This window comes from Metabacillus sp. KJ11-3 (genome assembly GCF_055808295.1).
In genome coordinates this window covers 4,906,241-4,928,486 of the sequence record NZ_CM147865.1, presented here as the reverse complement: position 1 = coordinate 4,928,486, position 22,246 = coordinate 4,906,241, and the positions used below count along the sequence as shown (strand labels likewise).

18 protein-coding genes are annotated in these 22,246 nt (G+C 38.5%); 9 read left to right on the top strand and 9 right to left on the bottom strand.

Annotated features, from left to right (window positions below; all coding sequences use genetic code 11):
- Positions 1–176 precede the first annotated feature (176 nt).
- Positions 177–2,018, top strand: a complete 1,842-nt coding sequence (locus AC0L8O_RS24410) for an SEC-C metal-binding domain-containing protein (RefSeq protein WP_473445887.1) — start codon at positions 177–179, stop codon at positions 2,016–2,018.
- 264 nt (positions 2,019–2,282) lie between these two features.
- On the opposite strand, the gene brnQ (AC0L8O_RS24405) is transcribed toward AC0L8O_RS24410, so the two are convergent.
- A complete protein-coding gene (gene brnQ / locus AC0L8O_RS24405; protein ID WP_034332583.1) occupies positions 2,283–3,599 on the bottom strand; it encodes a branched-chain amino acid transport system II carrier protein in 1,317 nt (438 codons plus the stop codon).
- A 238-nt stretch (positions 3,600–3,837) separates the two neighbouring features.
- Between brnQ (AC0L8O_RS24405) and brnQ (AC0L8O_RS24400) the strand changes: the two genes are divergently transcribed.
- The gene (brnQ, locus tag AC0L8O_RS24400) at positions 3,838–5,148 is read left to right on the top strand and encodes a branched-chain amino acid transport system II carrier protein (protein ID WP_473445886.1); all 1,311 of its coding nucleotides are present in this window, start codon (positions 3,838–3,840) and stop codon (positions 5,146–5,148) included.
- An 85-nt stretch (positions 5,149–5,233) separates the two neighbouring features.
- On the top strand, positions 5,234–6,217 hold the full coding sequence (locus tag AC0L8O_RS24395) for a TIM barrel protein (RefSeq protein WP_473445885.1): 984 nt from the start codon (positions 5,234–5,236) through the stop codon (positions 6,215–6,217).
- A 238-nt stretch (positions 6,218–6,455) separates the two neighbouring features.
- Here AC0L8O_RS24395 and AC0L8O_RS24390 read toward each other — a convergent pair whose 3' ends face one another.
- Positions 6,456–8,654: a sensor domain-containing protein gene (locus AC0L8O_RS24390; protein ID WP_473445884.1), complete on the bottom strand. Its 2,199-nt coding sequence runs from the start codon at positions 8,652–8,654 to the stop codon at positions 6,456–6,458.
- Between the two features lie 497 nt (positions 8,655–9,151).
- On the opposite strand from AC0L8O_RS24390, the gene AC0L8O_RS24385 reads away from it, so the two are divergent.
- The 6 genes from AC0L8O_RS24385 (at position 9,152) to AC0L8O_RS24360 (ending at position 13,426) form a co-directional block, all read left to right on the top strand.
- Complete coding sequence (locus AC0L8O_RS24385; RefSeq protein ID WP_473445883.1) at positions 9,152–10,084, top strand: hypothetical protein; 933 nt, start codon at positions 9,152–9,154, stop codon at positions 10,082–10,084.
- A 5-nt stretch (positions 10,085–10,089) separates the two neighbouring features.
- Positions 10,090–10,878 (top strand): SH3 domain-containing protein, encoded by a 789-nt coding sequence (locus tag AC0L8O_RS24380; protein ID WP_473445882.1) that lies wholly within the window; start codon positions 10,090–10,092, stop codon positions 10,876–10,878.
- Between the two features lie 276 nt (positions 10,879–11,154).
- Positions 11,155–11,373 (top strand): DUF1659 domain-containing protein, encoded by a 219-nt coding sequence (locus tag AC0L8O_RS24375; protein ID WP_026560951.1) that lies wholly within the window; start codon positions 11,155–11,157, stop codon positions 11,371–11,373.
- Between the two features lie 41 nt (positions 11,374–11,414).
- Positions 11,415–11,633: a DUF2922 domain-containing protein gene (locus AC0L8O_RS24370; protein WP_026560950.1), complete on the top strand. Its 219-nt coding sequence runs from the start codon at positions 11,415–11,417 to the stop codon at positions 11,631–11,633.
- A gap of 84 nt (positions 11,634–11,717) precedes the next feature.
- Positions 11,718–11,858: a YvrJ family protein gene (locus AC0L8O_RS24365; protein ID WP_026560949.1), complete on the top strand. Its 141-nt coding sequence runs from the start codon at positions 11,718–11,720 to the stop codon at positions 11,856–11,858.
- A gap of 164 nt (positions 11,859–12,022) precedes the next feature.
- Positions 12,023–13,426 carry an alanine/glycine:cation symporter family protein gene (locus AC0L8O_RS24360; RefSeq protein WP_473445880.1) on the top strand — a complete coding sequence of 468 codons (1,404 nt, stop codon included), beginning with the start codon at positions 12,023–12,025 and terminating at the stop codon, positions 13,424–13,426.
- A 49-nt stretch (positions 13,427–13,475) separates the two neighbouring features.
- On the opposite strand, the gene AC0L8O_RS24355 is transcribed toward AC0L8O_RS24360, so the two are convergent.
- From AC0L8O_RS24355 to AC0L8O_RS24325, 7 genes are all read right to left on the bottom strand, one after another.
- Positions 13,476–14,549 carry an ABC transporter ATP-binding protein gene (locus AC0L8O_RS24355; RefSeq protein WP_473445879.1) on the bottom strand — a complete coding sequence of 358 codons (1,074 nt, stop codon included), beginning with the start codon at positions 14,547–14,549 and terminating at the stop codon, positions 13,476–13,478.
- Complete coding sequence (locus AC0L8O_RS24350) at positions 14,533–16,248, bottom strand: ABC transporter permease (protein WP_473445878.1); 1,716 nt, start codon at positions 16,246–16,248, stop codon at positions 14,533–14,535. The genes AC0L8O_RS24355 and AC0L8O_RS24350 overlap by 17 nt, the downstream gene beginning before the upstream one ends.
- Before the next feature lie 86 nt (positions 16,249–16,334).
- Positions 16,335–17,354, bottom strand: coding sequence for an ABC transporter substrate-binding protein (locus AC0L8O_RS24345; RefSeq protein ID WP_473445877.1), 1,020 nt, complete (start codon positions 17,352–17,354; stop codon positions 16,335–16,337).
- Positions 17,355–17,553: 199 nt separating this feature from the next.
- Positions 17,554–18,318 (bottom strand): tyrosine-protein phosphatase, encoded by a 765-nt coding sequence (locus AC0L8O_RS24340; protein ID WP_473445876.1) that lies wholly within the window; start codon positions 18,316–18,318, stop codon positions 17,554–17,556.
- Positions 18,319–18,671: 353 nt separating this feature from the next.
- On the bottom strand, positions 18,672–19,442 hold the full coding sequence (locus AC0L8O_RS24335) for a transposase (RefSeq protein WP_473449127.1): 771 nt from the start codon (positions 19,440–19,442) through the stop codon (positions 18,672–18,674).
- Between the two features lie 134 nt (positions 19,443–19,576).
- Complete coding sequence (locus tag AC0L8O_RS24330) at positions 19,577–21,232, bottom strand: bifunctional diguanylate cyclase/phosphohydrolase (RefSeq protein ID WP_473445875.1); 1,656 nt, start codon at positions 21,230–21,232, stop codon at positions 19,577–19,579.
- A gap of 296 nt (positions 21,233–21,528) precedes the next feature.
- Positions 21,529–22,116, bottom strand: a complete 588-nt coding sequence (locus AC0L8O_RS24325; protein ID WP_026560943.1) for a DUF5317 domain-containing protein — start codon at positions 22,114–22,116, stop codon at positions 21,529–21,531.
- Positions 22,117–22,246: the final 130 nt, after the last annotated feature.

Genomic DNA, 22,246 nt, shown 5'->3' with positions numbered 1-22,246 from the left:
GCCTTCCATTCCAAATTAGCTTATGACCTCGAGGCAGTCTAAGATCGCGACGTCCTGTCGCAACGACTGCACTTGCACATCCTGTGCTTCGGGGCTAGGCGCTGTAGCTAGACACCAAAACTATGTATAAATATAAACTGCTTAATATGTTTAGAAAAGAATGATAGGTGATGAAAGTGGAACCAAGACGTAATGACCCGTGTATATGCGGAAGCGGGAAAAAATATAAAAAGTGCTGTATGAAGAAATCAAGTGTTATTCAACTGCACGAAGTAAAGGAAGAGCGTTTTTATCAGCAAAAGCATATGCTGACACTTAAAATAAAGGATTTCATTTATAAAGAGCTGCCTGCAAGTCAGCAGTACAAATTATTTAGTGAGTTTAAAAGAAGAACTGAGCACTCTCTATCTAATAAAAATGAGAACCCATTTTTTGAGTTCTGGCTTATCTTTTTCCATCGTTATGAAAATGGGTTACGTGGGATTGAATGGTTTATTTCAACCCAAGAGAAACGTCTTTCACAGGATGAACTTGAGATGGCTCAAACATGGAAGTCTCTGACTCCAAAGCTGGTTCAAGCTGTTGACCATGATGAAAAAAGCGTCATTTTCAAGGATATGCTGACAAATGAAACATATCCTCTAGCAAAAATTCAGGAAAACCTTAAAGACGCGGTTGCACCTTGGAGCAGTACATTCGCTCTGATTGAGCAATTTGACTCTTTATACTATTTTAACGGAGTCCGAATCGTTCAAGGCCCGGAAAACATTGAAAAAGCGATAAATGTGATAACAGAGCTTCAAAAAGAACAGAATCTATCTGTCGAACAAGTGATGATGGATTACTATCCTGAAGTGTTGGCTGCCTTTAACATGGCAAAAGTTCGGGAAAACACCGAAAAAAGTGAAATTACTCAATATATCAATAGATATCAGATCCTTAATCAGCAAGCACTGTTCGATCTGCTCCAAGCTGAGCCTCACTTTTTAATCGACAAATGGGAGAACCAGCTGAAAGTAAGTAATTGGGTGAATGCTTGGTATCAATATACGGACAATGCACTAACAGAACCAATCAATATTGGCAATGTGATTGGAACACTCACAATTGAGGGTAATACGTTAACATACATCACCCTTAAAGAGGATACGATAGAAGAATTACAATCAGTCTTTCATTCAGGCCTCATGACATTGCAGGATGAGCAACAGAAAACAATGGAGGTTCCGAAAACGGTTGAGCTGAAAAACACAGTTGCTTCTATACCGGAGGGTGCTCCACAATATATGCTGCTTTACGCTAACCATGATGTACGTTTAGATTTAGATTTGAAGCTTCCACTATTCGGAGACAAATCTGTACTAGACTTAGTGAATGAAGGACAAACAGATGTGGTTGAAGCATATTTACAGCAAAGAGAATACAATTTATTTACGCAAGCCCAGCGTGAATTCAAGCAAATCGAGATCACAGCTGATTTCAACAGTGTCCGAAAAGAACTCGGCCTGCCACTTTCACCATTTGTCACAGGTGGAACTGAGCGTCTCACAACCATAACTGAAATTGTCTCGACAAGTGAAGGACAAACACTCGTTAAAGAAGAAGATATCCCTGTTTATGAATTATTAGGATTCACTCCATCAACAGTAAATACCTTTTATTCAGAAGACCTTGTTACGTTTTTCAAGGAAAAAACAGATGGGAAATCAGACCTCACATTACGAAAATATCGAAACTGCTTATTCGATTTAAGAGAAATTCTAGAAGGACATGCAGTTGACAGCTGGGATGCATGTGACGAAGATTTCTGGAAGCAAGTATGCTTAAGAGACCTCCCTTCACTCTATGATCCAATGAGCAAAACCGTTGCAAAAGACTTTATGAGCACAATAAAGGCTCTGGCGAAATGGCTTGTGAAAGAAGAAAAAGCTACGGCGATTGCAAAAGCAATTGGTCATATTGCAAAAGATGCAGAGGAACAGTTAATTGAGTATGTTGAAGGACAAAAAGTGAAATAATTTTTAGATAGGGACTTTCTCCTGTGATCAGGGGTGAGTCCCTTTTCGTACTAATAGCTGTTTTCACAAAGATTGTTGCTCTTGACTTCACTTCTACCTCTATAGTGGAATGGAGCGGAAGAAACTCAACTCCTGCGGGAAGTAGAGGAATGGCTGAGACCCCGCAGAAAGCGAGTGTCTGGAGCGTAATAGAACTAATTTTAACATCTCTTGTATTAAATTTGCGAAAACAGACCAAAAAAAGAGCGCGAACCCGCACTCTCCCTACGCAGCAACCTCTTCAAAATCAGGTTGACTATATATTTTTCTCATAAAATAACCAACAATCACGCCCACAAGCGCCGGTAGAATCCAGCCAACACCCTGCTCATAAAGAGGAATAACCCCTAATACATCATTTAACATCCCATTTAAAAATGTTGTATTAATCGTTTCAATCACACTAAAGACAGCTGTGAAAATCGTTGCAACCAAATAAACAGAATGACTTACCCTGTTGCCTACAAGTCCAAGTAAAATTAAGACAACTGCGATCGGATAAATAGCTCCTAAAATCGGAACAGAAATCGATAAAATCTGGTTCAACCCTAAATTCGCAACCAATAAGCTAAGCACAGCGAGAATCACAGCCCACTTTTTGTACGAAAGCTTTGGAAAAAGTGTTGCAAAGTATTGACTACATGAAATAATTAGACCGATACATACACATAAGCAAGCTAGGGTAAAAAGTAAACCAAGCAAGATAATGCCTATACTGCCAAATAATTCATTCATCACAATCGTTAATACTCCGGCTCCATTTTCTGAAGTACCAAGAGATGCACTTGATGCACCCAGGAATCCAAGAATCGTATAAATGGAAGCAAGTAAGATTCCAGCACCTAGACCTGCAAAGCCCATATATTTAGAAACAAGCTTTGTATCCTGTACACCTTTAGAACGGATCGTATTCGCAACAACAATTCCAAACACCAATGCAGCGAGTGCATCCATTGTTAAATAGCCATCCATAAACCCTTGGAAAAACGAATTATCTTGATACGCACCTGTTGCTACAGGAAATTCTCCCATCGGTGTAATTAGACTTTTCACAAAAATGAGTGCAATCATGATTAATAAAATAGGTGTTAATAGTTTCCCAAACCGATCAACAAGCTTCGATGGCTGTAAGCTTAACCACAATGTTACAGCGAAAAAAATGATTGTATACACAGCTAACATGACGGATTGATTCATCCATGTTTCAGGTAAAAATGGCTTCATCCCCATTTCATAGGCAATCGAACCTGCTCTTGGAATCGCCAAACCAGGTCCAATGGAAACATAGATTAATAATGGAAATAAAAAGGCGAAAATTGGATGAACACGGTTTACGAGTGTATGAAAACTGCCAGCCTTGGCAACAGCTAGAACACCAAGAATTGGCAAACCTACTGCTGTTGTAATAAAGCCTGCGAGAGAAAGCCACACATCTTCTCCTGCAGAACTACCTAAAAATGCTGGAAAGATAAGGTTTCCTGCACCAAAAAACATCGAAAAAAGCATAAAACTAATAAAAATAAGTTCATTTTTCTTTAGCATGGTTAACCAAGCTCCTTCCGTATAATAGGCTGAATTATAACAAGGAGCCACTATAAAATCTAGTCTATTGAAAATAGATAGAGTATTAAAACAATTAAGATTATTCTAATATAAATTTTAAAATTGGAAGTTATTATAAAATTTATTTTTTTCTATAAAATTCTTATAATTTATGCTACACTATCCTTTGTGTCGAAATTTAGGGAATTTTATTAATATAGCTTTTCAGGAGGAAATTATGAAACAAACACAATCCGGTAAGCAAACAATTGTTATCGGTTTAATGCTATTTGCGCTCTTTTTTGGTGCAGGAAATATGATTTTCCCACCAGCATTGGGACAACAGGCCGGAGTCCATACTTGGACAGCCATTTTAGGATTTTTAATTACCGGGGTTGGTCTACCATTTTTAGGAATTGTTGCGATTGCACTATCGGGTAATGACATTCAAACAATCGGAAACAAAGTTCACCCAACGTTTGGTCTGATTTTTCCGATTATTTTGTATTTAACAATTGGTCCCTTTTTCGGAATTCCAAGAACCGGGACAGTTTCTTATGAAATTAGTGTGATCCCATTTCTTCCAGAACAATTAATAGATACAAAAACACCTCTATTAATTTATACCATCATCTATTTTGCACTTACGTATTGGTTATCATTAAATCCGAGCAAATTAGTTGATCGGATTGGAAAAATACTGACACCTGCTTTATTAACTATTCTTGTTATCCTAACTGGAAAAGCACTGCTCACACCGATGGGAAGTTTTCAAGCGCCACAAGGTGATTATGTAGAGGGTGCGTTTTTCAAGGGATTTTTAGAAGGATATTTAACAATGGATACGTTAAGTGCTCTTGTATTTGGGATTGTGGTGATTTCTTCCATTAAAGAGCAGGGAATAAAAGACCGATTTGCCATTACGAAGGTATGTATAAAAGCAGGACTTATCGCAAGCGCAGGGCTTGTGTTTGTGTATGCATCACTAGCGTTTATCGGTGCTTCAAGCGTATCATCAATAGGATATCTAGACAACGGAGGCGCTATTTTATCCTCAACAGCCAGTGCTTTATTCGGTCCTCTTGGAAAAATAGTGTTGGGACTTGCAATCACATTTGCTTGTTTAACAACAAGTGTGGGCTTGATATCTGCTTGCGGAAACTATCTATCAAAGGCGTTTCCGAAATTACGTTATAAACAAATCGTTCTAATTCTATCTGTATTCAGTACATGTGTAGCGAACTTCGGATTATCACAACTGATTTCTTTGTCAGTTCCGTTGTTAACAGCTCTCTATCCTTTAGCGATTGTTTTGATTCTGTTGTCATTTTTAGAGTATGTACTACCAGCAAAATCAATTGTATATATCATTAGTTTAAGTATCACGGCCGTTTTCAGTATCATTGATGGATTGAAGGCAGCTGGTGTGAATATGGATGGATTGAATTTAGATTTTATCCCGTTATTTACGATTGGAATTGGTTGGTTTGTACCTGCGGTTATTGGTATCGTAGTTGGATATGTGATTAGTATGGTAAATAGAGCTTAGCCCTGGGAGGATTCCTTTCAGGGTTTTAGTTTGTTGCTTTTAAAAACTTAGTCCGTTGCATTGCGCTCCAGACACAAGAGTCGCCGTGGAGGAATTCGAGCCTCCTCGTCTTCGCCTGGGGGTCTCGACCTTCCCTCTACTTCCCGCAGGAGTCAAGTGTCTTCCGCTCCATTCCACTATCTGCTTTAAAAATATTAAAACCGAACAGCCCTTTATTTATATTTATTTAATAGAAGCTAATATCTCTGAATACACTTTATTAGGGATCTACTTAAAGGAGCTGAGAACTATTCGGTACATTCGATTAAAGGCCGCTATTAATGAAGAGCAGATACGTGATCGTCTTCTTTATCAGCCTGAGATTATGGAGCTTCATTTAACAGAGAAAAACCTGTATCATCCGTATGAAATCGTTGATTACATTCGTCTGTTAAAAGCAAGAGGAATTCGCGTCTACCTTCATCATCCGATGAAACACCACGGTCGGTATTTAGATATTATTAGCTCCAGTCCGGAGATGCGCCAATTTTATAATTGGTCCAGTGAACTTATTGCATCTATTTGTAAGCAGGAAAACATCAAATGTATTATACATTGTCATTATTCAGATTCTGAATGCTCCAACTTCGCGGATAAGGAAAAACGGTATGAAATGAGAAAACGCATCGAGGAAATTCTTCATATATGTAATCAATCATTTTTATGGGAGGATACAACAGAAGGAATTTTTTCAGCTGAGAATCCACATCTGCTTGATGAAATCGTCCGTCCCCTTCATTTGCCTTTAAATATTGATGTTAGCCATACTTTCATTGCGTTAAAAGGTAATAATCGAGCGTTGGAGCATCATCTAGAAACCTACTCTTCATACGCTGACTACTATCACCTTGTTGATTCACTTGGTGTAGAGCATGATTCATTGCCGCTTGGAAAAGGAAGCATCAACTGGGCAACGGTGAAGCCTTTCGTCGGAGATACAGATTTTATTTTTGAGATTGATTTGAGGGAAAGTCAATTTCTGGACTGTCGATTGATGATTGAAAGTGCTGAGTATTTTAGTAGAATTTAAGAAAAACAGCAGCAAAACAAAAATATGCTGCTGTTTTTCTTGTATCCACAGCTGGCAGTACCGGAATTCATGGGCTTGTGATTTGTGTTGTGTCATTTTAGGTTTAGTTGCGTCTATCCGATGCTTCTTTGCGTCAAAACATACAAATGTTGCGTCGTTTTCCCACTTAGTTGCGTCCCACACCATATCAACCTTAACCAACAAAGCAAAAACCCCTGCAGATCTTTCCACAGGGGCTTCAACTGAACAACTTCCGTATCTCATACTCAGGCAATGGCTTACTAAAAAAGAACCCTTGTCCCAGATTACAGTTATTTTTCAATAAAAAGTCTACTTGTTTCTCTTCTTCAATCCCCTCGGCAATGACGGTGAATTTCATAATATGTCCCATATCAATGATGGCTTTTGCAATTGAACCATTGTGAGTTGGGTCCAAAATATCATCAACAAATGATTTATCCACTTTGATTTTATCAATCGGCAGATGTTTTAAATAGCTTAATGAGGAGTAGCCTTTTCCAAAATCATCAATGGCGATTTTGACGCCAAGTTGTTTTAGCTCCTTCAATATGACAATCGATTGATTGATATTTTGCATAATGCTTTCCGTAATTTCAAGCTCAAACATATTGGGGTCGACATTATATTCTTCCATGACTTGCTTCACACTGTTGATAAATTCCTGTTCCTGCATTTGGCGAACTGAAATATTGACAGCCATCTTGATTGATCCATGGCCAAGTTGCTTCCATTGATTATAATCTCTACATACTTGTTGTAAAATCCATTTTCCAATTTGAACAATCAACCCTGTTTCTTCAGCAATCGGAATAAACTCCACAGGGGAAATTGGACCTAGCTCCGGATGCTCCCAACGAATTAAAGCCTCCACTCCAATAATCGTACCTGTTTCCAGTTCAAACTGAGGCTGGTACACCATGTTAAACTGATTTGTATCAAGTGCTTTTCGCAATCCAACTTCAAGGACCATTTTTCTTGTTGATTGGGTGTTAAGACCCTCATTATAGTACTGAAAATTATTTTTTCCATGTTCTTTCGCCAAATACATAGCGGTATCCGCATTTTTAATCAACGTTTCCTGATCTTTTCCATCATAAGGATAAAGACTAATACCGATGCTGGCTGTCACAAAAATTTCTTCACAATGAACATAGAACGGACGGGAAAAATCGTCTATGATTTGCTGGGCAATTTTTTCAATTTCTTCCTTCTTCTTTCCTTCGAGAAGGATTAAGAATTCATCTCCCCCTTGGCGGGAAACAAGGCCATCACTTTTCACTGTATTTCGTATGCGATCTGCAACATCCTTTAATAAAAGATCACCAGTTGAATGTCCTTTTGTATCATTAATCACCTTAAATCGATCCAAATCTAAAAATAAGACAGCAAGCTCTTGGTTTTCACCATTTGTTGTTAAACTGTTATTTACATGCTCTTTGAACATGTTTCGATTAGGAAGATTTGTAACCGAATCATAGTAGGCCATATTGTGAATCAATTGCTGAGCTTTTTTTCGTTCGGTAATATCGCGACCGACTACAAGCTTTGCGATTCTGCCTTCATACAAAATTTTCATAAGAGAAACTTCTGCATCAATCACATCACCATTTGATAATAAAAGCTGACATTCGAAGTAATTTTTTTCAATATCATGGTCATTGTCATCCATCTCCTGAACAATGTCCTTAACACTCCTCACATTCTCAGTAGAGACAAATTCCAGTACATGACGTCCAATAATATCAGAGGTGCCAAAAAGCTCGTTTCCCGCTTTATTAATAAACACAAACTTCCAATCCCTAATAACAGCGATAATATCAGGAGACATTTCTACTATTCCCCGGTAGCGCTCCTCCCGCTCCTTTTGCTCTGTTACATCAAATAAGACACTTGAAAAATCGACAAAATCCCCTTTTTCATCATAAGTCGGTATACCCCGATCACGAATCCAGCGGACCTTTCCATCCGGCCGAATAATACGATAAAAGCTTGTGACTGGCTCCTTCTTAGTCAATTGCTGCAGCCGCTCTTCAATGACCTTCTGATCTTCCGGAAGAACAACCTTTCTCCATAAAAGCTGATCACGATAAAATTCATCCATGGAATACCCATATAACTTTTCAATTCCTGGTGTAATCATTAAATGATCTGTTTTCATATCATGCGACCATATTGCAACATCTAATGAATCAAAAATATATCTTAACCGTTCATTACTATGTTTGAGTTCTTTCGTCGTTTTGTTCATCACATAAATAAGAAATAAGATAAAAACCACCGTTACTAAGGAGATGGTAATATGTAGGATTGAAAAAGCAATATGTTTAATAGGAAGGAATAAATCTGCAACTAAAACGAATATCTCAACTAAAACAAATAAGCTGATCAACAACCACTTTGTTTTCAGCAAAAACATTTGAATCCACCTCCCCTTTCTTTTAAAACAAAATTTGATAATAGCATATTATCTCCCATTATACATGATGCTATGTCAAAATAGCGGACAACTGAACAAGCATAAGACGATTTAGAATAGAGGGCGTTCTTTGCCTTCAATAAATTAGCTAGACCATAGAGGGGCTAGGCGCTGGATGTCGTGCGCTTAACCACAGTTCAAAGAAATTTTTAATAGCCTACACAACTAGGAAAGCCGTCTTCTTTTTTGTATACTAATCTAGTAGAAAAGATTTGACAAGGTTAGACACAAAACTACATGAAGCAGTTTTAACTTCTTTAAAAATGGAAGCAATCAAAATAGTCATTTTTTCGCGAACCCATGCTTATAATGAAAACATGCCTATTAAGGGACATGTATATTTGTGAAAATGCAAACAAGGTTAGTCAGACTGAAAACAAGCCGCATAATGCTGAACGATATGAAAACATGATGGTATTTAAAAGGAGGATCACAATATGAATCTCATCGATGTTCAACCCGTCAAATTTAGTTTTTTTGAAAAGCCGCCAGCTTCCTCTATGAATCAGGCGTTTGTTTATACAAATGAACAAAACAATTATCAAGTTGTTAAAAATGGTGACCGCTTAAGCCGCAGTGATCTTCGTGCCGGGAAATACACGAAGGTCTACATTGTTAACATGGCGACACAGAGTTTCCAATGTGAAGAAGAGTACCCTTCATTAGACAGAGGTCGTGACTTTTTAATTGATCTTTCCATTGATTATAAAGTGGTTGATCCGATTTCCCTTGTTCAACAGGGTGCAGGTGAAATTGTGACATATATTAAAAAGAAGCTTCCTTACTGGCTTGAGGAAATCACAACCGATTACCCGATCTCAGATTCCAAGCGAGTGAAAAAGCATATTGAGGATCTTCATGAACACTCTTCCATGGTAGCTGGTTTAAAGCAGGTTGGGGTTGTGATTTCTGATATTAATGTTCTTGTCAAGCAAAGTCAACGTGATCAAGAACATGACAAACAATATTGGAAGCAGGATCAAGATAGCGAACTAAGATTGCACGAAAAAGAAATTAAAATGCGTGAGGCCCGCTTTGTTGCAGGTGAAATTCAAAGGGAAATTGAAAAAGGGAATCTTCTTAATGCCCTTTTTATTGCTGAAGATAATAAAGCTGCCCTAGAAGTTGTCCAAACCCGCATTCATAACGAAGAAGCGTTCAGGCTTGAGGTACAACACCAAGTGAAAAACCTGATGATGGACCCTACTGTTGATAAAGTCGAAATTGATAGGCAGGTAGAAAAAATTAAAACTTATTTTCCTTATGAATTTAGCGGCAGTGGCAACCAGACCCGCCTTTCAATGAGGACAACTGAAGAAGACCAGCTTGATGATTTACGTGATCGCTATCAATCTGCTAAAGGGGAGTAACGAGAGTGGAAACCATACTTCAGCAACTATACTGGCTATGGGTACCACTTGCCCTGCTACCCATTTGGCTCAGAATTGCTATTTTTACGTTTATCATGATCATTCTCATGCGGCCTATTCTTTTTCATTTAGCACCAAGACTCATCCATTGGGGCAGCATTTTACTGCATAAGGCCGTTTATCACTTATCCTATCCAGTAATGGTGTTCTTTCATAGAATGCTGACCAAAAGGAGAAATCAAGGGGACTATTCGATTCCTTCCTGGATCGAAGGAACTGAAGAGCTTTTTGCTTTTCTCTTAACAACATCGAGCAAAACAGAAACGCTCACAAAAAAGCGTACGCGCAACAAAGCCAAATGGAAAAGGACATTCCGTCTTGTTGGATTTGCCCTTGCCATTCTATTGCCACTCGCCATCATCAATAACCCGACAAGCTCCTACTCCCAAACGTGGGACCGCTTTGACAAATGGATGACAGAAGAAAAAGTCCAAAAAGATCTAGGCTTTGATATTAAAAGCTATCAAGGAAATTTTCTAGCAAAAGTGGATGAAGTAAGTGCAAAGGTGAACCCTAAGGAATACACCTTAACAGACCAATATAAAACCAGCGGCGGTAACATCCGCGCCAATCCTACGCTAGACGCTAAAATCGTTGCAGCTATCATCAAAGACGATACCGTCACATACCTCGACGAACAAAAAACCGACAACAACGGCATCACATGGCTCAAAGTCGAAACAAAAACCGGCAAAACCGGCTGGATCTCCGGAAGAATTATCCAAGAAAAATAATGCGGCTCGGTGGTTGGCCGGCTTTGGGTCGGGGGGACAGGTTCCTTGTCCCAACCGCCTGAGCTGAGTGCAATACCACCGAAGTTTATAACCCTAATAATGACCCTTTTCAGGTACATTGTTAGGGTTTTTCTATGGACCAGGGGGACAGGTTCCTTGTCCCAGATGGGACGAGGAACCTGTCCCCCTGTCCCGAAAAAAACATTAATTTTTTTCAATTTCACGCTACTCTCCTCCCCTTTTTTTATATATAGAGGGCGAAAGGAGGTGATCAGCATGGCAAGTCAAGTTATCCTTGATTCACAATTAAGTCTTGTGTTCGACATGGGCTTGGACGAAGATGGCAAAGTTATTTTAAAGCGTAAAAACTACAACAATGTGAAAACAACTGCAACACCTGATGAGTTGCTTCAGGTTGCTCAAGCCCTGGCAAGCTTACAAACTGAAACACTTTCATCTATCGAGCGAAACGACTCTAACCAAATTAACCCTTAATCGCATGAGCGTTTGGGACTTGAGAGAAAGGAGGTGACCACATGGCAAAAACATTAGAACTTCAATTTTTAAACACTGATGGAAAAACAGTTAAGCTTAACGTTGACTCTCCTATCGAACCTGTTGATCCGGCTGCGATCAATGCAGCAATGGATGACATCTTAGCGAGCAACATCTTCTTCACAACCGGTGGCGAATTTGTAGCTAAGAAGGGTGCGCGTATCGTTGAGCGTAATGTAACAGATGTTGGACTTGCTTAAACCAATTGAGAGCTGACGAGGTTTCTTTCTTCTTGTCAGCTCTTTGTCATTTATATTTTATCCTAAACGAAATGGGGTGAAAAAATGGATCAATGGTTATCGGTTATCAGCGAGCTGGGCTTTCCTATTGTAGTGACACTTTATTTGCTCAATAGGATTGAAAGCAAACTTGATACGCTAAATCATTCCATACAAATGCTGCCAACGCAGTTAGGGAAAAATTAATCAGCTAGTACTAAGGAGAATCGTATATGGCGGTTCTCCTTTTTTGAATAGACAAAAAATTGGGTCAAGGAACCTGTCCCCCCGACCCACAATATGCTAATATAATAAAAGTGCATAACTTTGAATAGTATTTAATGAAGAATAAAATAATGAGGGGTGTTTGGATGAACCTGATTGAGAGTATGATTAATGGAACGAATACATTATTGTGGTCTTATGTATTAATTATTATGTTAATAGGATTAGGGCTGTATTTTACGTTTAGGACAAAGTTTGTTCAGTTTCGCTTATTTGGTGAAATGGTTCGTTTATTGGGGGAAGGTGCAAGGGCCGATAAAAAAGGTGTGTCATCCTTCCAGGCTTTTTGTATTAGTACGGCTTCACGTGTTGGTACAGGGAACTTAGCCGGTGTTGCGATTGCCATTACAACGGGTGGACCCGGGGCTGTATTTTGGATGTGGCTTATCGCACTTATTGGATCTGCCTCCGCGTTTGTAGAAAGTACATTAGCACAAATTTACAAAGTAAAAGATGGCGACACATTCCGAGGCGGACCTGCTTACTACATGGAAAAAGCGTTAAATGCCCGCTGGATGGGTGTGACGTTTGCCGTGTTAATTACACTTACCTTCGGATTAGCCTTTAACTCTGTTCAAGCCAATACAATCACGAGTGCTTTTCACTCTTCTTTTGGAATAAACAAAGTTTTAATCGCGGTTATTTTATCGATCATTACCGCTATCATCATTTTCGGCGGGATTAAAAGAATTGCAAGAGTATCAGAGATTATCGTCCCGGTTATGGCTGGAGCTTATATTTTAATTGCACTTTTCATTATGATCATCAATATTACAGAAATTCCTAGTGTATTTGTTTTAATCTTTGAAAGTGCCTTTGGATTACAGGAAGCTGCAGGTGGTGCGTTAGGTGCTGCGATGATGAATGGAATTAAACGTGGATTGTTCTCGAATGAAGCCGGAATGGGTAGTGCGCCAAACGCTGCTGCTACAGCTGATGTTAGCCACCCTGTTAAACAAGGTCTTATCCAATCTCTTGGTGTCTTCGTTGATACACTGATTATTTGTAGTTCAACTGCGTTTATCATTTTGCTTAGCGGATTATATACTTCACCAGAATCAGATGGTATTGTGTTAACTCAACAAGCACTTGAAACATCAATGGGAACATGGGCTGGTATTTTCTTATCCATTATCGTGCTTATGTTTGCCTTCAGTTCAATTGTAGGAAACTATTATTACGGTGAATCAAATATTGAATTCATCAACAACAATAAATTATTCCTTAACATCTATCGTGTTGCTGTAGTAGCAATGGTTGCATTCGGTTCTTTAGCTTCATTAAGCTTTGTTTGGAGTCTAGCTGACTTGTTCATGGGACTAATGGCTATCATCAACCTGATCGCGATTACGCTACTCGGTAAAATCGCCTTCTCTGCTCTATCAGATTATATGAAGCAACGTTCAGCCGGGAAGGATCCTACTTTTACAGCGGATTCGATTGAAGGGTTAAAAAATATAGAGGCTTGGGGCAAGCCATCAGAAGAATAAAGGATTTAACAAGGCTGACTCATCATGGGGTCAGCCTGTTTTTTACTTTTTATACAAAATGAAGTTGTTTTTTCTCCGTTCTAGTTTGTGACTCCTTTAAGTGAATATATACTTCCTCACCTATAGAAAACATGTCATCAAGGTCTTGGTGGATCACCCACTGCTCCTCTTTTATTGTAACCGTATAGTGAATCTCTTTTCCTTGATACTGAACATTCGTAATAACTCCTTTTATACCAGCTTCTCTAAATGAGATTTCAAGCTGTTCCGGACGGGCAGGAAAGAGGTTTTCCCTTCTCAATTCCTCTGTTACAGCCGTTCCATCCCATTTAATTGTCTTCTGATGGAAAGGGTAAAATGCGGATCCTTCCCATTTCCCCTGGATTAAGTTCGCTTTTCCAACAAAGGAGGCAACAAATGGTGATGTTGGCGAGCTGTAAATTTCCTTTGGCGTGCCTACTTGTTCTATCTTCCCTTTATTCATGACAACAATTTTATCGGCCATCGCCAGTGCCTCACTTTGGTCATGAGTAACATACACAATCGAAGCAGCCGTCAAATGGTGCAGTTGCTGAATCTCTTTTCGCATCGACATGCGCAATTCAGCATCTAAACTACTAAGTGGTTCATCCATTAACAATAAAGACGGTTTTGGGGCGATCGCACGCGCTAGGGCTACCCTCTGTTTTTGACCTCCAGAGAGTTCACTCGGCATTCGTTCTCCAAGATGATACATATCCATCATCTTTAATACTTCATCAACTCTAAAATCCATGCCCTTTTTAAGATCTTCACTTAAAAATTGATGATGTTTCATTGGGAAACGAATATGGTCCCTTACATTCATATGCGGCCACAAAGCAAAGGATTGAAACACCATTCCAATGTTACGTTTCTCCGGCGGCAGGAAGGACGTTTCATCAGCGACTACTTGATTTTTCATTACTACTTCACCTGAAGTTGGAGAATCAAAACCGGCTAATAAGCGAAGCAATGTTGTTTTTCCGCAGCCTGATGGACCAAGTATCGCAACAAACTCTCCTTCATTAATATCAAGATTGATTTGCTGCAGTGCCCGAAATGAGCCAAAGCTTTTACCTACATTCTTAATTTGAGTGGTCATGATGCAGCACCCTCCGATCCCATAACTTTTGCAAAAAAGATAGTATAAAAAAAGCCAATAAGATGAAAAGAACGACTATACAAGAAAAGGCAGTGGAATAGGTTGAATAACCTGCTTGTTCAAAGTTAAAAATTACAAGTCCTATCGTTTCCGTACCACTGGACCATAGCAGCGATGAAACCGTTAATTCAGTTAGTGCTGTTAAAAAGACGAGTAACGCACCACTGATAACGCCGGGGATAATCAATGGCAGCAAGATTTGCTTCCACTTAAAAAACCCATTAGAACCGCTCACTCTGGCTGCTTCCTCTATTGAAGGATCCACCTGCATGAACGCCGTAATGCTTCCCCTAACCTGTAAGATTAAAAAACGGGTAACATAGGCAATGAAGAGAATCATAATCGTCCCGTATATCCCTGGATTCCACCCCGGAATTGGTTCCATCCAAGCAAAAATCATCGCTAACGCTAAAACCGTACCGGGCAATGCATACGGAATGCCGATGATCATCTCTAAACCCTTTGACAAGATTGAAGGTTTTTTTGTTCTTATATAGGCAATACCCGTACCTATCACCAAACAAAAAATAGTGGTAATGATCGCTAAAATCGCACTGTTCTTCAAGGAAGTGATCGCTTTTTGATTTTCAAGCAACACAAATTGATAGTTTTTCAAACTTATATGTTCAGGTGCAAACGGCAACCCATAGGCTTTAATGAGAGAGGCAGAAAGCATTGAGATAAGCGGAACCATTGTTGTCAGCAACAGAAAACTCCATAAAAGCAGTTCAATCATCAGGCGCTTTCTTTTCGAAAATAGAAATCTTGGTTCTTTATCCTCAACAGCTGTTTCATAGTTTTTAGACTTCTTTAACAGCAGCCACTGAATAAACGTACCTGTTAAAGCAATGAATCCTAAAATGACCGATAAGGTTGCCGCTCTTTCAAAGGAATTTGGCCCTAACCCTACAATTTGCTCATATATATATGTACTTAGTACTCTTATATTACCCGGTATCCCAAGAAACGCAGGAATACCAAAGTTATCTAAGCTCGCAATAAAAGCCAAAAATCCGCCACTAGCAATCCCAGGTAATGCAAGAGGAAGCGTAATGTTTTTGAAAGACTGCCACTTGCTTGATCCTGAAACCCTTGCCGCATATTCAAAATCACGTGGAATTTTTCTAAGAACCCCTACCGTTAATAAGTAAACCAGCGGGTAATGGGATAATCCCATCACAATAATGATTCCGTGTAAACTATACATGTTCAGCGGCTCTAAAGATCCGGGAAGCAAACTTAATAGATTAGCGAAAAATCCGTTTTTACTCATAAATCGAGTCCATGCTAATGTTGTAATATAGGAAGGGATAATAAAAGGTAAAAAAATGAATAATTGAATCAGCTTCTTTTGTCTAATATTTGTGTACGCAACAACCCAAGCTGTCATAATCCCTAAGATAATCGCAATAATAGACGAACCCACCACAACATATAACGTATTTTCAATCGTTTTCCATGTTGAACGATCTTGAAGCACGGATGTATAGTTTTCGAAAGTAATCCCGCCTTCTGAAGAAAAGCTTAAGAAGACCAGTCTGAAAATAGGTACAACAAAAAAGATTACTACAAACAGTGCACCCATTAAAAACCACCATTTATTTTGTTGTTGGACACGATGAACAAAGCTTTGCAACATGAGGAATTTCTCTCCTTACCTTTTAAAAAGGAAATAAGGCTATCTCAAGTATAAAGCACTGGATTAGCCTTATAATTTCCAAGCCATTATTGTCCAAAAATTGCTTCAAATTCCTTTTTATCTTTTTCTTTTGCTTGATAAAGCTCACTTATATCTGCATCGATCACGTTCATTTCGTCAATCGTCTGCAAGCCTTCCGGAGCGTCAACACCTTTGCGAATTGGTGTGTAACCTATTTCCGCCGCTAATTTTTGACCTTCTTCTGATAAAACAAAATCAACAAATGCCTTCGCCGCTTCTTCATTTTCAGCATCTTTCATAATACCGATTGGCTCAGTAATAACAGGCACTCCTTCTTTTGGATAAATTAATTCAACTGGTGATCCTTCCGCTTTTGCTCGGGCTACGATAAAATCGACAACCATTCCGTATGCTTTTTCCCCATCTGCAACAGCTTGAAGAACAGCTCCATTTCCTTTTGTCACCGTCATTTCATTTTCTTTTAAACTCTTAAAATAATCCCAGCCAAATGCTTCATTACGTGTAAATACACCTAAATTATAGGCTGCAGCACCTGAATAAAACGGACTTGGCATGATCGTTTTACCTTTCGCACTATTATCCGAGAGGACATTCCATGAGTCAGGCATTTCCTTTACATTTGCTGTGTTTGCTACTAAAGCCGTAGCCATAACCTTTGTCCCGGCATACATGCCATCAGGATCTACTAGATTAGAGGGTATTTCACTGAGTTCCTCTGACTTATATTCAAGTAATAGATCCTCTTCCTTCAAGTCCTCAAAGGTGACAGAGTCCGCCACTAGTAATACATCGGCTTGAACATCTCCGGCTTTCTGCTCAGCTTTAATTTTGCTAATTACCTCTTCTGTCCCTGATCGATATGTTTGGACATTTACATCAGGATATTTTTCAGTGAATGCATCTACTAACTTCTGCGCATCCTCATCCGGTTGTGATGTATAAAAAGATAAATCTCCTTCAATTCCAGTTGAGCTGCCATTATTTGTACTGCTTTCTTCACTTCCGCAGCCAACAAGTGCAAGAGATACAAGACTTAATAGAAATCCGCCTTTTACTAGATTCATGTTTTTTCCTCCTAAAATTTTCAACATCTTCTCAAAACTTTTATAGTAAGTTTAATAGATTGATGTTAAGCGACATTATAGGCAGGGTTAATGTTTTGATAATTTTATGTAAAGGAATGATTAACATTTAAAGATCCTCTATCTTTTCAGCTAGAGTTTTTGTGCCAAAAAAAGAACATGGTATGTTCACCATGTCCTTTTAAAATATTCCTAAAAATTTCTTACGTCGTACCTCTTGAGGTGGTTGACGATAAATTGTGTTACCTTCAACTACCAACTCTGCATTTTCCTGGAACATGTAGACTAAATCACGTCCAAATTCTTCTCCGATCTCATCATAAGCTTCGCGCAATCGGAAGGATCTTCCTGATAGATTATGTGCATCTGATGCGATAAAATGCGCTTGGTTTGATTCAATTAATTGAAGAGAAAACTTTTTTATTTTCTTGCCAAAATGTCCAGTGACACTTGAGGCTGTTACCTGTGTTGCAGCACCTTGTTCAACCAACTTATATAAAATCGAAGGATTCTCGATAATCTCCGAATTTCGTTCAGGGTGAACAATGATTGGAGAAAGTCCTGCCAGTTGAATATCAAATAATAGCTTTTTTGTATATCTCGGTACGTGATTTGACGGAAATTCAATAAAAAGATATTTTGAGTGATTAAGAGTCAAGATCTCGCCCTTATCATAATCCTCCAAAAGATCTCCATAAATTCGTGACTCCTGGCCAGGTAATATTTCAATAGGAAGATTGTGTTCCTTAATCGTCTTATTCAACTCTACAACTTTATCTTTAATTGAAGAAGCAACATTGTCGTACTTTCCATTTTTATGATGTGGTGTTGCAATAATCTTCGTAATCCCCTCATTCACCGCATGCTTAATCATATTCAACGAAGCATCCAGATCCTGAGCACCATCATCAATTCCGTCGAGAATATGGCAATGGATATCTATCATGTCATTCCCCACCTTTCTACTTAACAGAAAAATATCAATACTCCTATTATCATATAATCAAACAGGTACATGGGGACAGGTTCCTTGTCCCAGATGCTTATTGCTGTTCCATCTCTTGCCTACTAAAAGTTTTTTGTTCTACACACAATAAACAACAAGGCTTTCCTCAAAGGTTCAACTATCACAAAAACGAAGAATTTTTGCATAAACACGGTTACTCCAGCTTTTTGTATCGCTTTTATTGAAGTAGAGATCTTATCTCTTCCTAGAATTCTCCCTTTTTTACGTTCAATGTAAGTTGCTCTGTCGCTACTCATTTCTAAAGCTACGTGTTCTTTGTAAGGTCATGCACGTCACTTCCCAGCCCTCTGGATCACACTCTTCGAAATACCTGTCACTCTTGCAATTTGCCTTAAACTAATGCCGTTTACAGCCTTAAGTCTAAATAGGACAGAATCTCGTTCCTCCTTATCCATGTACTGCAACATGTTTATGTTGGACACACCTATTTCAAAAAGGTACCTTTTTACTTCATCATCTGTTAACCGTATTCTTACGGTATCTTCCAAGCATTGATCATCATTTGGTTTTTCCATATAATCCTTGAACAATAAAAGGGCTTGTTTTCTATCTGAAGAGAAAAATTGAAGGGGATAATCTACATCAATAATCGTTGCTTTATGAAGGTACTCATGGATGCTTGTCCATTTGCATTCGAAGATAGTAGGAAATAATCCTGCTTTTAGCGGGTTTTGGTGAATATAACGAAGCACGGTAAGAAAATATCTTATACTATCAACATTTTCGCTTTTAAACCGTTCTTGAAACAAATGACCACAGCGTTCATATTTCAAATTGTACCAGTAAACATAGCTTGAACTGATTCGCTTTATCACATTTGAGATATTATCTGACTCCTTTATCAATAGATGAATATGATTATCCATTAAACAATAACTGAAAAGGTGAAAATGACCCATTTCCTTATACCTTTTCAGAATTTGTAAAAACTTCCACCTATCTTGATCATCTTCAAAAATTGTTTGTCGATTGATGCCTCTAAGCATGATATGATAGATGCCGTTTGGACTCTTTTTTCTTGCTATTCTAGGGATAGGGACCACCACACTTTTGAATTATAGATAAACGAAAGAGATTGGAGACGAAACCAGAGGTGCAATGAGGGGAGGGGAAATTCACACATAAATTATTCTACTTTTTCCACTTGAATTCTGCAAGAAATTGGAACTGGGACAGGTTACCTGTCCCCCTGTTCCACTAACTTAATGAACGGTTCGACAAAGGCCGGGTCGAATTGCTGGCCTGAGCATTTGCGTAGTTCTTCGATGGCTTCTTCGAAGGTTTTGGTTTTTTGGTAAGGTCGTTCTGTTGTCATGGCATCGAAGGAGTCGATGATGCAGAGAATCCGGGCGAGCTTTGGGATGTTTTCTCCTTTGAGTCCGTATGGATAGCCCTTTCCGTCGTAGCGTTCGTGGTGAAGCTCGACAAGAGGCAGGAGGTCATCGTATTTTTTTGTGGATGCCAGAATTTCCTTGCCGTACGTCACGTGCTTTTTCATCATTTCCCATTCGTGAACTTGCAGTTTGCCTTTTTTATTAATGATGTCACGTGGGATTTCAAGTTTTCCGATATCATGGATGAGAGCTCCGAGTATTAACCTTCTTTTTTCATCCTCACTTAGCGAAAGTTGATCACTAATGTCGACGGCATATCTGAACACTCTTTTGCTGTGTTGATATGTGTAGATATCCTTTGATAGAAAAATCTGCAGCTGCTGTTCTAGACCTTCAATTTCCTCTTTAATTTGAGGTCCTTTATGATTAAAGCGACCTTCTTTATAAATTTGGCAATTGTTTTTCCCTTCAGCCTTAGCAAAATAAAGCGCTTTGTCCGCTCTTGCTAGTAGCTCAGAAGCTCCGTATGTGCCTTTTTCATACTCTGTAATTCCAGAAGAGAAGGATAGGCACCTTAATGGTAGAATATCAACACCTTTAAAAGGGGTATCATTGTATTCCTTGCGTAGTTTGTCCATGAACATTTTTGCTTTTTCCTGGCTTGTTTCAGGCATGATGATCCCGAATTCTTCCCCGCCGTACCGTGCGGCAATGTAAGGGAGATCCTTTATTTTTTCTGATAAGAAGCTACCAAAGAATGTTAACAGCTCATCGCCTTGAACATGTCCATTGAAATCGTTGTATTTTTTAAAATCATCTAAGTCCAGCAATGCGATAGAAAACGGATCTTCATATTCACTTTTTTTAATGTATTCATCAAGCGTTTGTTTAAAATAACCATGGTTATACAGGCCTGTTAAAAAGTCTTTTTGTGCTCTTGTTTCTTCATTTTTATACAAAGAAAACACTTTCTGAAAGGCGAGTGACAGAGTAATAGATAGAGAAATAAATAAGAAAACGCCAAAGATTGGTTGTGCATGAATAACAATCGTCATGACAAGTGATAGCACCAATGTGCATAAATAACTAATGAACGCTTCTTTTAAATCATCTTTACTTAATAAACTTTGAAAAACTGTCCCAAAAGGCTGTTTCGTTACTAAGAAAAAGTACAGCCACATAATGATAACATTCAGGATAAAATAGACGGTTAACGATATGGTATAAGGCCATAGATTTGTGATGTCTATACTCCCGACTGTTCCGCCTGTGATGATAAACGTATAATAAGTTGTAATGATCATAATTGAATAGTTGGCAAAATTGAACAAATGCTTCCACCATTCTAGTTTAAAACGAATAAGGAAAAAGGCTAAACTACTTAGGATTAGTACATAGAGTGGTACATTTAATCCAAACAAAAAGATACATGCTAAATAAATAGCAGAATCCATTGAGAGAGAATTTCCGGACGGAAGAATAATGTTGAAATGATTCAAGAGGAGAATAGCTCCAATGAGTGTATAAATTAAGACCCAATTTGATAGCTCCACAACATAAAGAGGCAGATTCAAAAAGAGGAGAATCATGCTGAATAGACAGATGAACGTAATATAGAGATTTTGACGATTAAGTATCATTTTTTATCACACTCACTACATACTAATTGGAAAAGAGGGAACCACAGATTCCCTCTTTTTATATGATTACCAGAATTTCCAGCCTGAAGTTAACGCTACGATAGCTGAACCAATAATAAGTATGTTTAGGATAGCATTTTTTGTTTTATTTTTCATTATATTTTCACCTCCTTCGAATTCCCATTTAATGGTTCCTCCCGTTCTTTTGTGCGCAGCATGATTGCTTGAATCGCAAGGAAGCCCCCTATATTCATCACCACATCACCAATGCTGATAATCTGCTCTCTTGGATATGGTGCCTTTAACGGAATAATATCACCTAAAAAGGCAAAAATCGTAGAATCTGTGACAAGCGTATGCTTAGCATATAAGCTGTTTTTTAATGTTTCTAAATAGTACGGATCTAAATGTAGAGCAGCCTCACCAGAAACAGGCATTCTCCCTCCATTTACCGCCATCACGATGAAGTTAAGCAGAACTCCAACGAAAATGAATTTGAAATGGTCATGAAATCGGTTAATCCATAAAAAGATAAGTCCAATCACATAGACGCCTATGAAGGAAAACTGACTAATTTCTCCTACCCATTCAATTTTATTTTGAAAATAGAAAATACAGAGCTGAAAAAGCAGAAGCGCCGGGAACACCCATCCCATTTTAAATCGAATCTCTCCAAATCCTTTTAAACTGCCACCTCGAATAAACCCTATTAAAATGGCAACAAGCAGGCCATCATAAACCATCGCACCCTCACCGACCTTCAAGAAATACAAATTTTTGACAGAATCTTCTAACAATCTACAATTATTATAATCTATTACAATTCAAATACACTAGTGCCTATCTTCTTTTTGAGGCTTTAGACCTAAATAA

Bases quoted from the DNA above. Each gene is read 5' to 3' on its own strand.
- brnQ (WP_034332583.1), bottom strand. From the start codon at position 3,599: ATGCTAAAGAAAAATGAACTTATTTTTATTAGTTTTATGCTTTTTTCG.
- brnQ (WP_473445886.1), top strand. From the start codon at position 3,838: ATGAAACAAACACAATCCGGTAAGCAAACAATTGTTATCGGTTTAATG.
- AC0L8O_RS24390 (WP_473445884.1), bottom strand. From the start codon at position 8,654: ATGTTTTTGCTGAAAACAAAGTGGTTGTTGATCAGCTTATTTGTTTTA.
- AC0L8O_RS24385 (WP_473445883.1), top strand. From the start codon at position 9,152: ATGAATCTCATCGATGTTCAACCCGTCAAATTTAGTTTTTTTGAAAAG.
- AC0L8O_RS24375 (WP_026560951.1), top strand. From the start codon at position 11,155: ATGGCAAGTCAAGTTATCCTTGATTCACAATTAAGTCTTGTGTTCGAC.
- AC0L8O_RS24370 (WP_026560950.1), top strand. From the start codon at position 11,415: ATGGCAAAAACATTAGAACTTCAATTTTTAAACACTGATGGAAAAACA.
- AC0L8O_RS24365 (WP_026560949.1), top strand. From the start codon at position 11,718: ATGGATCAATGGTTATCGGTTATCAGCGAGCTGGGCTTTCCTATTGTA.
- AC0L8O_RS24360 (WP_473445880.1), top strand. From the start codon at position 12,023: ATGAACCTGATTGAGAGTATGATTAATGGAACGAATACATTATTGTGG.
- AC0L8O_RS24355 (WP_473445879.1), bottom strand. From the start codon at position 14,549: ATGACCACTCAAATTAAGAATGTAGGTAAAAGCTTTGGCTCATTTCGG.
- AC0L8O_RS24350 (WP_473445878.1), bottom strand. From the start codon at position 16,248: ATGTTGCAAAGCTTTGTTCATCGTGTCCAACAACAAAATAAATGGTGG.
- AC0L8O_RS24345 (WP_473445877.1), bottom strand. From the start codon at position 17,354: ATGAATCTAGTAAAAGGCGGATTTCTATTAAGTCTTGTATCTCTTGCA.
- AC0L8O_RS24340 (WP_473445876.1), bottom strand. From the start codon at position 18,318: ATGATAGATATCCATTGCCATATTCTCGACGGAATTGATGATGGTGCT.
- AC0L8O_RS24325 (WP_026560943.1), bottom strand. From the start codon at position 22,116: ATGGTTTATGATGGCCTGCTTGTTGCCATTTTAATAGGGTTTATTCGA.